Below are 15,170 nucleotides of genomic sequence, written 5' to 3' on the forward strand. Positions count from 1 at the left end.
GTTGAATTTCTTTGTCAGACATAGTGATCAGCATCTATATTTCATATCCAGTCCATGATGTTTAAACCATCATAAACCAGACATTTTTATTGGTGAGAATATAGACACTTTAAATGGGTTCTAACAACTAATTTCGTATAACCGCCATTATGTTAAATAGAGGGAAAATCTATTTTTAAAGTGATAAAATTATTGCAGTTATTTTAAGAATAGCTGCTTTTGATACTTGATCATCTATCCTAATTAAAAACTGTTTTTTAATAATTTGGAATATAAATAAGATTTAGTTAAAATTAACATTATTCATATAAATTAACATTATGTATTACATTTACTAATAATTTAAAATAATTAGTAGAAAAAAATTATGTTTTAATTATTTCTTTGATTATATAAGTTGAGAGTAAAAAATGATTAATACGGAATTTTCAAAGTGTATTTCTGCATGTACAAACTGTTCACTTATTTGTACTGAATGTGCAACTTCTTGTTTAAAAGAAAAAGATTTAGAGATGATGCGTGAATGTATTCAACGTTGTCTAGAATGTGCAGATATTTGTCAGTTATGTGTGCGTATGCAACAACATAACTCACCTTTCCTCAAAGAGATTTGTGAGCTTTGTGCTAAGATCTGTGAATATTGTGCGGAAGAGTGTGAAAAACATTCACATGATCATTGTAAAAAATGTGCTGAGGCTTGCCGTCAGTGTGCAGAAGAATGTCGAAAAATTGCCATGTAAAATACTTCAATAATGTTAATTATATGGCTCTAGACTAACATAATCATTCTGCTAGTCTAGAGCCTTTCCTAAAATTAACATAATACACGTTATACGAAATGTGTTATAATTGTCTTTATTAATCAATGGTATATATCATTTTGATTGGCCCGTATTCTCCAGATCGGGCTTTTTTTATGACTTTTCACGTTCCACGAGTTTATTTAGAAAAAATAATTTAACTTGATGCAATATAAAAAAATCTAATTTGCAAACAAGACGTATTGAGTAAAAATATAAGTAATTGAATATTGTTAGCGGCAGTGTAAAAATGACCCCCTAATGGCATTTAAAAACTGACCCCCTTGGTTAATATAGCGGTCATTTTGGACTGCTCAACATGTTAACTTTGGAGCAAGCAGTGACAATCCAAATACTTCATCAGCAAGGTAAATCTATTAAAGCCATTAGTCGTGAACTGGGGGTGTCCCGAAATACCGTACGTAAATATTTACGGCAGAAGGAAACACCTCAGTATCGGCGTACACAACCTAGAACAAGTATTCTTGACCCATATAAACCCTATTTACTCCAACGTGTAAACGCAGCTCATCCTGAATGGATTCCTGCTGTTGTGCTCTACCAGGAAATTTTAGGGTTGGGATATCCAGGAAAGATCAGGATCTTGAGGGAATATCTTGCAACATTAAAACCAGTTGCCAACCGGAACCGATCATTCGTTTTGAAACCCAACCTGGCCAACAAATGCAGGTGAATTTCACCACAATTCGACGCAACAACACGACTTTAAAAGCCTTTGTCGCAACATTAGGGTATTCCAGAGCGACTTTCGTGAAATTTTATGATCATGAACGTACGGATGCATGGATCGATGGTCTAGAAAATGCATTTCAGTTCTTTGCAGGAGTACCTCAAGAAATCCTGTTTGATAACGCTAAAACGATCATGATTGAACGGGATGCCTATCAGGAGGGGCAGCATAAATGGAACCCCAAACTGCTCGACTGCGCCAAGAAGTACAGCTTTCGTCCTCGCGTATGTAAGCCCTACCGTGCACAGACCAAAGGCAAAGTTGAACGCTTTAATGGATACCTCAAATCAAGCTTTATTGTGCCATTGAAAGCAAGCCTGAAGACTTCGGGTTTACTGTTAGATGTTGATGTCGCCAATGCCCACATTGGCCGGTGGCTGCATGAAACCGCCAATCAGCGGATTCATGCCACCACGCAAGAAAAACCGGCTGTTCGACTACAACAGGAGCAGCAAAAATTTACGCCATTACCGCAATCAGATACAGGTTCCAGCACTGTACCTGTTGCAGCAGCACAGCATGTCATGCCCTACGAGAGTTTGCAGCATCCCTTATCGGTATATGACCAGTTGCTGGGAGTTTCCTGATGAATCTGCAATACGACCGTATAGAGCAGCTTTGCCAAAAGCTCAATCTGCCTGCCATCGCATCACAATGGTCACATCATGCACAACAAACATTAGGTCAGGATGGAAGTTATGCCGACTTTGTTGAAGCGATCTTGACGCATGAATATGCTGCCAGGCAACAGCGCAGCCAGCAGGTACTGATGAAACTCTCAGGCCTGCCTCAAGTCAAAACCCTGGAAGACTATGATTTTAATTATGCCCTAGGGGCCCCTAAATCACAGGTGATTGAACTGTTCAATCTGAGCTTTATTGCTAGAGCAGAAAATGTGGTGTTTCTGGGGGCTAGCGGAGTAGGAAAAACGCACTTATCTATGGCATTAGGCTATAAGGCCATCATGAACAACATTAAGATCAAGTTCATTACTGCAGCGGATTTAATGCTGCAACTGAGTACAGCCTATCAGCAAGGTAAATTGAAAACCTATATGCAGCGTGCGGTACTGGGACCAAAGTTACTGATTATCGATGAAATTGGTTATTTACCGTTTGGACGTGAAGAAGCGAATCTGTTCTTTAACGTGATTGCCAAGCGTTATGAAAAAGGCAGTACGATATTGACGAGTAACTTACCCTTTAGCAAATGGTCTAAGTCATTTGCGGATGATGTCACGTTGACCGCTGCGATGTTAGATCGGCTATTACATCACTGTCATGTGGTACAAATATCGGGTGAGAGTTATCGTTTGAAGGATAAAAAAAGAATTGGGATTCAGCCCCAGGTTGAAATTTAATACGAGATCAAAGGGGTCAATTTTACTTTGCCATTTGTAAGGTAAAAGGGGTCAATTTTAGAATGCCGTTGACAATATTAATGATAAAATATGTGAGGGTATGGCAGATTAGTAAGAAAACTATAATATTTGTGTTCAGATATTAGAAATTAAAAATAAAATAATTATAAAAATCAAATACTTATTTTTTCACTCTATTTAGGAAACTCCGGAATTAGGTCGACCACTTACCCAAGTTACGCCTTAAATTTGGCTCAATTAGGGGCGCTTTGCATTTCAAATCTTTGTGCAACAAAGCCAATTTAAACTAATTCTAACTGTTCGGCTTCTTCTGTAACTTCAATATCTTCAGCAGCAGAATTTTCAAATTCATCATTTAACCAACGCTGTAATAAACTACGCATTCTTGAGCTTGGTACATAAATATTGATTGGGTTACCTTCACGAATAGCAGAACGCCATATCCATTGGACCATCTCAGATAGAGCGAATACATCTTCCTTAACAGGGAATCCCTTCATAGCTGAAGCTTTAACAACCATTGGATTTGGATATAGGTTCATCAAGTAAGCTAAGTTGGTTTTGTCTTTGTATTCGTTAGTTGCCTTTGTATTGAAGGCTAACCACTCTTCTTTATAGCGTGATCCAGCAATTGCTGAATGTGCTTCTTTAAATGAAGTCCAAAGTCTATCTGACTTTTTCGCTTTAACATGGTTACGGAAATAGTTATCAAGATTTTTTGACAACTGCTCACATAAAGCTTTCTTATTTGATTTGAATTGGCTTGAACTCAATGCTGTAGTTTTAGTACCAATCTCATTAATAAACTTGTTATCTGAAATAGTGACTAAATGCTTAATTTGAGAAGGCTTGTTACCAAAACGGATCAGTTCATACTCAACGCCATACGATTTCAAATACGCTGACATTTGAGAGCCTTCAAACATATAAGTAGCAATCCAGACTTCTTTAAAAGATCTCAGTGTGTCGATACTCAATTCCCAAACAATCAGCTTCTGGTCCACATACAAGAGCTGACCGAGATCACACATTGTTGCTAGGTTTTCATATTTCGTACCTGTCGGGTCACCACCGTTATCACCATACTTTTCACGGTTGAAACGAAGAGTGACAGCATCATCATCAACATGAATCCAACCTAAACGGAAAAGAGCTTCTAACTCTGTAGATGAATGCTCTGTATATACATCATAGACTTGAATTGTTTCGTCAATAATCAGTACATAGTCTTTCGCATCATCCAACATATTTGGTGTTAGGTTCATAAAGAGCTGATGTGTACTGACTACGTTTTCTTTGTTCTTTAACAGGTATTGCAAGCTTTCAGCTTTATTTCCACCCTTATAGCTTGGATGCTTGAAACGTCTTTCCTTCAAAGGAGCATCATCTAAATATGCGTAATGAACGCTTGTATCGTCTTCTGTGGTAATTAAAGGACGTTTTAATACATCTTCAGGATCGTATGTTGTACCTGAAATACGATGGCATTCATCAAGTAATGGAGTGATGTAAAGAAAGTTCTGGTCTTTTTCTGCTGTTCTAATGTTTTCTATAATTTGAGTAGTCTTACCGCTACCCATCATTGCATCATAAACTTTAAACACTGTGCTTATTTTTCCTATTTGCACGTTTTATTATCCTCATTGCATATTGTTGTAATGGAAGACTGTTCTCCCCTCTTGAGACAGATTATATTATCTCAAGACAGATAATGTCAATAACTTGTCTTGTGGCTCTATTTTTGTCTTGAATTGCTTTATTTGTCTAGCTAAACACTTGTTTTGTTTTTAAATTTAAAACTGTGGATAAGTAAGACAGATTTCAGTCTTAATTGATCTTAGGTTTTATACGGCTTTCGCTGAAATTCGATACTCAAATTACAGTGAATTTATAAAGGAAAATTTAAAGGCTGTAGACAAAACCTTGTCTTAGACATTTTATAACTACTTGTTTTTAAAAATGAAAAAAGCAAAAACCTTAAAACAAAAATGTACGGATTCTAGGTACACATAAGCGCACACAGACATAGCACCTAAAGCCTATTTACTGACCGCCCTCTGTTCCTTCCATTACTGTAGCTATTGCATACAGTCGGTTGGTTGCTCAAACATTTACTTCAGCATAGCTTCGTTGTTACTCGCTATACTTCGTAAAGTTTCGAGCTGAGGTCCATTCTTTTATAACTCAATGTTTTCAACTGATTTTGAAGGAAGCTTAAAAAGTCTTATAAAATAAGGCTAGACAAAACCTTGTCTTGGGACTATCAAAAAAGTCAATCTTTTAGGGCTTTTTTTAACTTGAATCTTAAAGAAGAAATTATAAAAAAATACAGATAACTAATTAATAAATATTTAATTAATTTTTCAAATAAAGAAAAAGAATAGAACGATATATCGAACTCCTTTCAGTCGTTCTCATATCTTCTTATAGAAAAATAGTTGTTCCAACCTGGATACTATCGCATGGTTATAACTGAAGACGTTCCAAATGAATTTTCAAATATGTATAAAGTTGTAGAAAAAAATCGCATTGATATAACAAATTAAAATACTATATATAGTGTCATTTTTAACAAAAAGCACAATATAGAATAGAGTTTTCGGTCTCTAAGCACTTTTTAAAGGGAACATCATCGACTCAAATTTCTATTTGCAACAGTGCCATCAAAACTCCTTGCACTGAGTTTATCTCCTAATAATTTGATGCAATGCATCTTAGTTTCAACCAACTTCGCCGATGATAGCCTGACCATTTTTTCCATAGTGTCCTGCCTAAACGTTTAATTGTTCGAAGTAATTCATTTCGCTCTAGCGAGCTACTCTTTGTATCTTTCCATGGTTTCGCATTTTTTCTAGGTGGAATCACCGCATGCGCTTGCCGATCTGCAATGACCTGACGGCATTGCTTGGTGTCATAAGCTCCATCGGTATAAACAGAGTCAATCCGCTCATCTTGTGGAATCTGATTAAGTAAATCACCAAGCACCTGTGAATCACTGACATTATTGGTTGTAAGCTGAACTGCTCGTATTTGCAGGGTTTTAGCATCTATACCAATATGTAGTTTACGCCATTGGCGACGATATTCAGCTCCATGTTTCTTGCGTTTCCATTCGCCCTCACCTAGAAACTTCATGCCTGTAGAGTCCATGAGTAGATGCAGCCCATCGCTACTTTTTTGGTAGCTGATTACAATATCAATATGCTTTTGTCTTCTACAAAGCGTGGTGTAATCTGAAGCTATCCAATTTAATCCGCAAAGTTTAATCAGACTTTGCACAAAGCCAGTGACCATACGTAAAGACAGACGGAATAAGGATTTAATCATTAAGCAGCATTGGATGGCTGCGTCGGAGTAGGTTTGATTTCGCCCTTGTTTGCCTTTTGATGGCGCATACCATTGCGTAGCAGGATCAAACCAAATGGCAATATTTCCGCGACTCATGAGTGCTCGGTTATATGCGGGCCAATTGGTTGTGCGGTAGATTTTGTGTGCAGGCTTCTTCATTTGAAAATTATATCGCTGAAAAACCCTTTACAGATAGGTTTGTGCAACAAAGCCTTACGACGATCACACTCAGCTATGCATTCACCTTGCTGATTTTATTGCTACATACAACTTCGACCGCAGACTCAAAACACTCAGGGGCCTGACTCCCTACGAATTCATCTGCAAACAGTGGATAGATGAACCTGAACTTTTTAAGATTGATCCGATCCATCAAATGCCGGGACTAAACAAAAGAAAAAAAAGGCTTTTAGTTTTTTAAATTTCCACTGTGGAAATTTAAAAATATTTTTTTAATTTTTAAAATTATGCTAATATAAATTTAATTTTTATATATTTAATCCATGACAATATACGTAATTGCCAATCAGAAAGGTGGCGTTGGAAAGACCACACTCTCAACCAATTTAGCTGTTGCTCTGAGCAAAAAAGGTCAGACTATTCTTGTAGATGGAGATGATCAACAATCCTCTATAAAATGGAGTAAACGTAGAACACAAGACTCGATTACAACCATTTCGCTCAAAGATAATTTAAAAGAAGAACTACAACAGTTAAAAAATAATAATAAATATATTGTATTGGATGTTGCAGGACGTGATTCAGCTGAGTTTCGTTCAGCATTATTAATAGCAGATGTTCTTATTATTCCAACGCAACCTAGTCAAACAGATATCGAAGTGCTGCCATTTGTGCTTAGATTGGTAAATGCTGCTAAGCAAGTAAATAAGAAATTAGAAACTTTTGTAGTCTTAAATAAAGCACCAACCAATACCAAATCTACAGAAATTGATGCTGCTTTAGAGTTGCTACAACAAGTCAAGTCTGTGAAAACACTAAATACCATTGTGCGTGATCGCAAACAATTTCGCGATGCAATGATCGAAGGAAAATCAGTATTAGAAATGGGTAGTAGTAAAGCAAAAGATGAATTAAATGAATTTTTGGTGGAGATCCTGTAATGGCGAAAAAACCACTCATTGTCGATTTTGATGATGCCTTTGAAATGGAACAAGCATTTATTAATGCAGCAGGAACAGGCAAAGTTGCATTGGTATCATCGACTGAAAATAATATTGTTGATCTACCTATAGAGCTTATTGACTTCTCAGAGCATCAACCTCGCATTATTACAGACAAAGTTTTACAAGATGTTGAAAAGCTTGCCAAAAGTATTGAAACGAATGGGCAAATTTATCCGATTGTTGTGATCAAAAAAGAAGAAACATATGAGCTTGTTGGTGGAGAAAAAAGGTTTCGAGCTGTTCGTGATGTATTAAAACATAAGACTATTCGTGCAATTATTCGAGATGATAAATCTACAGAAAAGACAGCTTTAATTTCATTGATTGACAATTTACATCGGTCAAATCTTAGTGATTTTGAATTAGTCAATGCTATACAAAAACACTGCGATGAGTTTGGTTATACTATACAAAATATAGAATTTATTACTCAAAAATATCAATTAGATCAATCTAAATACTTTAGATTAATGAGCTTTTATAAACTGCCAAACTATATAAAAGAAGATCTAAAAATCCACCCCAAAGCGATTTCAGGTGCAACCGCACAACAATTGTTAACTGAATTAAATAAACTGGTTTTAAAGTTTAACCATCAACTAGTTGAAGATACCACGTTAACCATATGGAAAAAGTACCTAAATGAATTTACAGAAACAAATCGTCCATCAAAAAAATTCATTTATCAAATAGAAAAAGCATTAACGGTACAAGAGACAGCTAAAAAACAAGATCAAAGCATCGAAAATGCCTCTCTAGTAAACAAAATGATCTTAAAAAATAAAAATGGTCTTAAATTTGGTTCGATTAAGATCGAGAAAAGTCTCAATGGGAAAACAGTCCTAAATATTCGCACCAGTTTAAATGCTGAATTTAATCAAGAAAAGATTGAAAAGTTAGAAGAATTTCTTGCCGGTTTAGATGACCACCCATAAAAATTATAAATTTCCACTGTGGAAATTTATAATTGAGTATCCAATATTTTTTTAAATATTGGGTACTACTATTTATCATACATATTGAATTAAAAAGTGTTAAAGGGAAAAATGCTTACCAGAACGGTAACTGATCTTCTGATGGATCTAAAATTTCATCCATATCAGAATCAACAATATTTTTATCTTCATGATCTGCCTTTTTAGGCTTAACAGATTCTGTTGAGCCTAAGTTGTAAATTTAAAAATTAGCCATTTCAACAGTATTGAGTTTATACAGCCAGTATCAGCTGAGATGGTTACGATAGAAAAAAATTGGAAATGCAAAAAAAATCACTTGAAGTCCTGACCAAGTTAAGTGCAGTTTTGATATTAGATTTACCAGATTTTATTCGACATTTTATCTTGAATCTTAAAAACAAGCTGGATGCTTATATCAAAAGAATTCTTAACAAGGGTGAAAAATCCCATAAAGGTGTTGATGAATTTGAAATTCTAAAATGGTTAATCCATAAAATTTCTTTAGATTTGGAACAGGTTCCAAAGCACAAACATAAAGAGGTACATGCTGTTCTATTTACATGTTTTTTTACTCAATTGTCCGATACCTTAGGTTTGCCATTATCACGGTATATGAAGGTGGGAAAAAATCCGCAGCGTTGTGTTCAATTGAGTGCAAGCACTTATAAAAAATACTTTGGCCTGAATAAAGACTTGAAGCTCAAGTTCGAACGAAACCTGAATATCAATTTTTACCCTGAAAAATTATGGTAGCTTTATGAGCCAAACTGATGAATTGTCAGCTGACAAGCAAATTAAACTATTGGAAGAATGGGTCAATCAACCCCTGAGTGTAAAAAAACAAATTTTGAATCAGCTCTTGGCGCAAGATCAGCAGGCACTGGAATTGTATGTTGCTGCTCACGATATCCATGTGGTGATTAAAGACAATCGGATGGTGACACAAAAGAAATTATTGGCAGGCTTAACTCAATGGGCTAAAAGTGCATCTATAGGAGAACTAAGCGACCAACAAAAAGCAGCATTCATCTATTCATATCTTTTGACTGCAGTCTTGTGCGAAATGCTGAAGGGAATCATCTTGTTAGAGCCTCAGGCTGAAGAGAAAGAAAGACGAGTTATTTTACATAAGTGTGAAAAGAACAATAAAATCAATACAGTATCTTATGATTTAAAACTGTTGTTGCAAAAGCAGTTTTCTCACGCTGAGGAAAATAAACAACTGTATGCAAACATCACGCAAAAACTCCAGGGGATGGATGAATTTAATGCCAATGAGTTAAAAACTTTTTTAGAGAGCAAAACAATAAAAAACGATTTTGAACAGCTTAATCTCGGCCGCCATATTCAACAATTCATTATTGTTTGTAATGAACTCATCAATAGTAGGTTAAATTCATCGTCAATCAATGTTCAGACTTTAATCGACAACATTCAAAAGCGCATGACCCGCACACCTCATTCTGGCATATCTTCGTTTGATGTGGAGAATGATGATAAGGAACAGGATACAGAGGCCAATCTTGTCGATCCTGAACAGGATGAGATCGCCAAGCGGGTGAAGGGGAGTTTCTCTGATGACAAACAGAAACAGCTCGAAAAGCAAGCTAAGCGAATTCAGCGACGTGACTTAGCCTGTAAAACTAATCCGCTTTATCTGAAACCCAGTTTATTAACTGAGGTATATCAGCGATTGCACGAGTGTTATCAAGAAAATACGAAAAATGATGCATATCAATCGGCTTTAGCTGTGTGTGGTCTGATGTGTCTCTTGACCGGTCTGAGTCCAACGGTCTTTCAAAAGATCAAGTATTTGATTGGTATTGGTAGAGTTAAAAAAAAATCAGTCAAAAAAGTCATCCATTATTATTGGGTGATCGATCCTAAGTTGAATGCCAATCATTCCGGTGCCATGCAAGATAAAGCACAGCGTTATAATCGGGCCTTAACCCTAGAATGGCGCATACCAGCACCCTGGATCACCAGTTTAGAGGCTTTAGAGGAACCTGAATTTTGTGTGATTGAGTACAATAATTTTTTGCGGGAAGTCTTTAAAGAGCATCAGATTGGTGAAATCACCTGCGGGATGTTAGAGCGACAAATCTATTTCCATCTGGATATGGAGACTGGTGATAACCTAGTCGCACACTTATTGGCTAATCGGGATACTCATCATATCGTGCAATGGAACTATGAAGGGCGTCAGATCGATCAAATCGACCAGCATTTTCAAGGCTATATTAATGTTCTATTAGACCGTAGAAAAGGTGATCCATGGATTGAGAATGAACACCCTGGCCATATTTTTCATCGTGAGGAACGTATTGGTAGTCAGCGATGCTGGACTGTAGAGGCCGCGAGTGAATTTTTTAATCAGCTTTATCATTTTGTCAAAAACACATTAGCCAATACTCAAGCGAATCTGATCGAGAAGCTGAATGCTTACAGCATTTGGATGTGGCATCTTTCCTTAATCTGCCTGACGGTACGTCCAATAGTCGGCATGCCGGGGTTACTCAAACATTACGATCCTAAGGCACAACTGCTTTATGTGCATGATAAAAAAACTGATTCACGAAAAGTAGGACGTCCTGTTCCTGTTACAGGCTACTGGCAGGATCATTTCAATGCATATCGAAAATATCTGACGCAAACCATCGAGACACTCGGGATAACTAGTTTTAAAGTGAAATTGGAAAATGATGGTTTTATGCTCTATGTCATCTCACATCCTCGGATCAAGTCCCAAAAAGGTCAGGTGAATCTTGCGGAAGTCGTGGAGCATTTGGAGTTACAGCCCATGTCTGCTGATTTTGTCACGAATTACCTTAAAGAGACCGTGCAGATTTATAAAAACTGGCCAAGGCATTTCACTAAAAATCATCTCGCCTTGAGTGGTGACATTCACAATACGCTATATACCCATGATAAGCAAAGCATGGGATTCAGTCACATTTCTGGATTAAGCCCTTATTTCTACAAACACGACATTCAGCAGCAAGTTAAAAGCTTGCTCAACAAACTAGAAATCGCAAAGCTTGAAGTGCTTTAAAGGACCATCTTGTGCTTGATACATCACTCGTTACGCAATTAGAAAATGCCATTAAAAGAGAAATCGCCGACATTTTTAAAGAAATTTCTCAGCTGATCACTGCTACATACACAGATGTAAATTCTGACCTTGCTCAAATTGATTTTAAGTGGCTTGATCAGCAAATTCTGGACAAGTTCAATATCCATAGAGCAGTTTTAGAGCAGCTCTGCCAAACATCCAAATTTAAGGACAATGCTGCAGATTACCTTCAATTCTGTTTTAAACAAGTGAAACAGATTTGTAACGAGAAAAACCAGCAGTGGCAAAAGGATTACCCTTCCTATGCCGAGAGCTATGAGATTAAGTTGCCCGATTGGATCGTCTACACACCTAAACGTCTAGACAACGTTTTTTCAGGACGAAAGTTACAGCAGGGTACTATGCTCGTCGAGGTAAAAGAAAAACTGTATGTGAATTGGGCGGATTATCTCAAACAACAAACTCAAGGTATCCTCTTATACTCTACGGCTAAAGAGCAACAAAAATTAGTGAATACCTTGTTTGAATGTCTGTGTATTTCATTAATTTTTGATCAGGGATGCATTCAATCTGAACGGTTGCTGGCGATTCATGATGCAATTTTTAAAATGAACCTGGATAGTGGCTTGCTTCCGATCTATTCAGATGCCGAAAAGGATCAAAAGGCTTATGTCTTTTCATACACGTTGCCCTCGACAAAGTATGGCAACATCTATCGTCAGGATGGCGAAGAAGAGGCGGAGTTATGGCAAACCCAAAACATTTATTTCAATGCCTTTGCGATGCTATGTTATCGACGGATTCAGCAACTACTCAATGGACCGTAAGGGTATGTATTACAAAGCACTTCGCCATTGCTGTACTGGGAAAAAGAACAGAGTGAAATTGAAACGGGGAATCAGCCTGAAGCCTTACTGCTAGAAAAACTTAAAATCCATTTAAACATTGTACTGAATATGGCGGAGGAGGGGGACTCTAGAAAAGCACGTCAGGATCAGCCATTTGCACAGCTTAATCACGTGAAGCTATTTTTAAAAGGCTTGGAAAAGACCGGTTTTGCCATTTTTAAGCATATGGATTATGTCTTGTGGCAAGAGATTCCTAATCTGGATGTGTTAAGTACCAGTGTACTGAACAATCAGATCATCACTTCGCCTTTAATCTATGAGCAGTATACACAGCTCTATGATCAACCCGATTGCTGGAAAACTATTCAAGCTAGAATCAAAAATCTTGAAAAAAAGCCTCAAGTCTTAGACTTGGAGATGCCTACAGTTACAGTCAAAACATTTCATGATCGACGAACCGGTCAACGTCATGAGCTGAAATCCTGGCTTTTATCTTTTCATCAGGATATCAAACCCAAACAGCTTGCGGATCAACTCCAAAAAAGCATCCAAAAATCTGAGGACTATAAATCTGCGTATGAGGCTGGAAATGGCGAGTACCTAGATTATGTAGTGGCTATTGTACATTTACGCGTGTGTCAGTGGTTAGAAAACGAATTTGCTTATCATGGGAAAGCAGCGATTAAAGTCTCAACAATCAAGCGTTACTATAGTAGTTTTGTGCTTGACCTACTTTGTTATGTTCTAGAACAGCAGATCAATCTAGATACAGCCACTGAAGAGCAGTTTGAGGAAATGTATCGCACGATTGTTGAAGAAAAACTGCTGAATGATCAGAAAAATCATAAAACGACCGCACAAACCAACAACAATAAAAAATACAATACCTCGGGTTATGCCTTTGATCGGCTGAAAGCCTTTCACCAATACTTAGTCAAGAATCATCGTGCACCGATTGTGCAATATTTATATGAACGTCAAAGTGACGGTTTATTTTTAAAAACCAGACTCATTAGTCCGCAGATGTTTCAATTGATGATACGGATTCTTAGAGAATACCCAGAAGCTTTGGGTTTGACTGAGCAGGATGCAACCTGTCTAGAATGGGTCTATACATTGGCATTTAGACTGGGCTTGCGTATTGATGAAGCTGCCGGGATCTGTATCGATGATTTTGTATCTCCGCAGTTACGAAAACATCCTGACAATCGACAGCTCTATTATGTGTTTGAATCCGCTTTAGATCAGCAGAAAGACGATCGATCTCACCATAAAATGAGAAAAACAATGGGTGATATTGATGATCTCACCCTTAGGATTCGTCTAAATTCTGAGCGTGATCTGAAAAGTGATAATGCCACGCGTCAGTTTGATTTAGCTTATTTTTTAGCACCGGACGAGTTCACAGGATTTTGTCGCTTTTATCAAAACCAGTTACCTGGCTCTAAAGCGACTGCAGCAGTCTGCAATAGAAAAATCAAACAGCTCTTTATGCTGGGTGAACAACCTTTATCCAGTACAAATTTATCAAAAATTACCCAGTTGCTGTTTAATACTGTATTAGGGACAAACGATCATCAATATACCTTTCACGCTTTCAGGCATAGTACCGCTTCACATTTGGCTATCCTTTTAAAAGGCAGCATAGCACTGGTACGTTGTTTTACTGACTATGATTCCGAGTTTGGGCGTAAGCTTAAAAAGCACATTTTACCCAATATGAAGGATGCTTCATCGCGTAGTGCCCAAGCCTGGTCTCGACTTGCGCATCTGATGGGGCATGAAGACATTCGGATCACTGCAAGACATTATCTGCATCATCTGAATATCCTGATTGCTGACATGTTTTATCAAGCAAACCGTGAATATTCACCTCAATTGATCAAGGCATTATTAGGCGATAGTCAGTTGATGCATCGCGATTTCAAGGTTAAATTTCAGTCGAATGAAAGAGATATTTTAAAATTGATGAAGAAGATTCATTCACACACAGAAAATAATTCTCAAACTGCTGCATTAAAGAGCAAGAAAAAGCAGAAGCAGCCTCAACAACAGGACGTATTTTTATACCGTGAAACGTTTCTAGACGAATACCGGAAGTGGCGGGAAAAAAAAGAAAAAGCAACGATCGATCCTGAAGTATTGAAATTCATTCAATCGATCAGCCAGCCGTTTTCTCTCTATACAAGTCACGTCAAAAATGATGCTAATCATGAGGATCTTATCGGTTTTACTTGGAAGAAAATGGTGACATGGTCTAATCACTATGAGATTGAGCAACCTTTTAACTTAAATAAAAATGTAACCCAAAAAGATCTTAAACATTTTTTTGATTGTTTAGAAAATAAAATTTCACTTGAAAAAGATCGTCCTATTTTGAACTTTAAGGCATCATCTAAAAATGACTTGATTGACTATCAAAGATTCTTAGATTTTATCTATAAACTTTATTCAAAAGATTCAGATAATTTTGAATGGGATGAATATAATCCGAGTGAATTTAATAATGTAAAAAAGGGCGAGGTGAAAATAAAAAAATATAAAATATGGAATAAAAAAGATAATAATTTTATTCAAAAGATGCTGTTGCAAAGCGTCTTTTACAAGATGAAAGAGTGCCGAGAGTATCAAAAAAGAGTGCTCAAGGGTTCTATCTGAGGTTGAGCATATGAACGGAAATTTATCAAAAAAAAATACATTGAAAACATATGGATATTGTTTTTAATTTTATAGCTTGATTTTTCTGAGTATTGGTTTGCAGATAATCAGTTTTTTAGCGCTCAAAAATGGGGTAATTAAGGGTGAAAATCCAACCCCGGGTTTTAGGTT

General features: G+C 36.8%; 9 protein-coding genes and 3 pseudogenes. 10 read left to right on the forward strand and 2 right to left on the reverse strand.

All coding sequences use genetic code 11. The features are described from left to right. The first annotated feature begins 410 nt into the window (after positions 1-410). From FTT63_RS10770 to istB, 3 genes and pseudogenes are all read left to right on the forward strand, one after another. On the forward strand, positions 411-740 hold the full coding sequence (locus tag FTT63_RS10770; RefSeq protein WP_016658833.1) for a four-helix bundle copper-binding protein: 330 nt from the start codon (positions 411-413) through the stop codon (positions 738-740). Positions 741-1,119: 379 nt separating this feature from the next. After that, positions 1,120-2,138: pseudogene (gene istA / locus FTT63_RS10775) on the forward strand (IS21 family transposase). Continuing rightward, positions 2,138-2,911 carry an IS21-like element ISAba8 family helper ATPase IstB gene (gene istB, locus FTT63_RS10780; RefSeq protein WP_180192269.1) on the forward strand — a complete coding sequence of 258 codons (774 nt, stop codon included), beginning with the start codon at positions 2,138-2,140 and terminating at the stop codon, positions 2,909-2,911. The pseudogene istA and the gene istB overlap by 1 nt, the downstream one beginning before the upstream one ends. A 302-nt stretch (positions 2,912-3,213) precedes the next feature. Here the strand turns inward: istB and FTT63_RS10785 are convergent, their stop codons facing one another. Continuing rightward, positions 3,214-4,560 (reverse strand): hypothetical protein, encoded by a 1,347-nt coding sequence (locus FTT63_RS10785; RefSeq protein ID WP_020753597.1) that lies wholly within the window; start codon positions 4,558-4,560, stop codon positions 3,214-3,216. Positions 4,561-5,585: 1,025 nt separating this feature from the next. Then, positions 5,586-6,439: pseudogene (locus tag FTT63_RS10790) on the reverse strand (IS5 family transposase); the annotation flags it as partial. 55 nt (positions 6,440-6,494) lie between these two features. Between FTT63_RS10790 and FTT63_RS10795 the strand changes: the two are divergent. From FTT63_RS10795 to FTT63_RS10820, 7 genes and pseudogenes are all read left to right on the forward strand, one after another. After that, positions 6,495-6,701, forward strand: a pseudogene (locus FTT63_RS10795) (hypothetical protein); the annotation flags it as partial. A gap of 82 nt (positions 6,702-6,783) precedes the next feature. Continuing rightward, positions 6,784-7,401 carry an AAA family ATPase gene (locus FTT63_RS10800; protein WP_000158575.1) on the forward strand — a complete coding sequence of 206 codons (618 nt, stop codon included), beginning with the start codon at positions 6,784-6,786 and terminating at the stop codon, positions 7,399-7,401. Next, positions 7,401-8,399, forward strand: a complete 999-nt coding sequence (locus FTT63_RS10805; RefSeq protein ID WP_001085468.1) for a ParB/RepB/Spo0J family partition protein — start codon at positions 7,401-7,403, stop codon at positions 8,397-8,399. Before FTT63_RS10800 ends, FTT63_RS10805 begins: the two co-directional genes overlap by 1 nt. A 321-nt stretch (positions 8,400-8,720) precedes the next feature. Further along, on the forward strand, positions 8,721-9,173 hold the full coding sequence (locus tag FTT63_RS10810; protein ID WP_108676034.1) for a transporter: 453 nt from the start codon (positions 8,721-8,723) through the stop codon (positions 9,171-9,173). A 4-nt stretch (positions 9,174-9,177) separates the two neighbouring features. Continuing rightward, positions 9,178-11,472 (forward strand): hypothetical protein, encoded by a 2,295-nt coding sequence (locus tag FTT63_RS10815; protein ID WP_180192270.1) that lies wholly within the window; start codon positions 9,178-9,180, stop codon positions 11,470-11,472. Between the two features lie 11 nt (positions 11,473-11,483). After that, positions 11,484-12,320: a hypothetical protein gene (locus tag FTT63_RS15765; protein ID WP_227554690.1), complete on the forward strand. Its 837-nt coding sequence runs from the start codon at positions 11,484-11,486 to the stop codon at positions 12,318-12,320. Positions 12,321-12,347: 27 nt separating this feature from the next. Further along, positions 12,348-14,999 (forward strand): hypothetical protein, encoded by a 2,652-nt coding sequence (locus tag FTT63_RS10820; RefSeq protein ID WP_227554689.1) that lies wholly within the window; start codon positions 12,348-12,350, stop codon positions 14,997-14,999. Positions 15,000-15,170 lie beyond the last annotated feature (171 nt).

This window comes from Acinetobacter sp. C15, assembly GCF_013420645.1.
GTDB lineage: Bacteria > Pseudomonadota > Gammaproteobacteria > Pseudomonadales > Moraxellaceae > Acinetobacter > Acinetobacter indicus.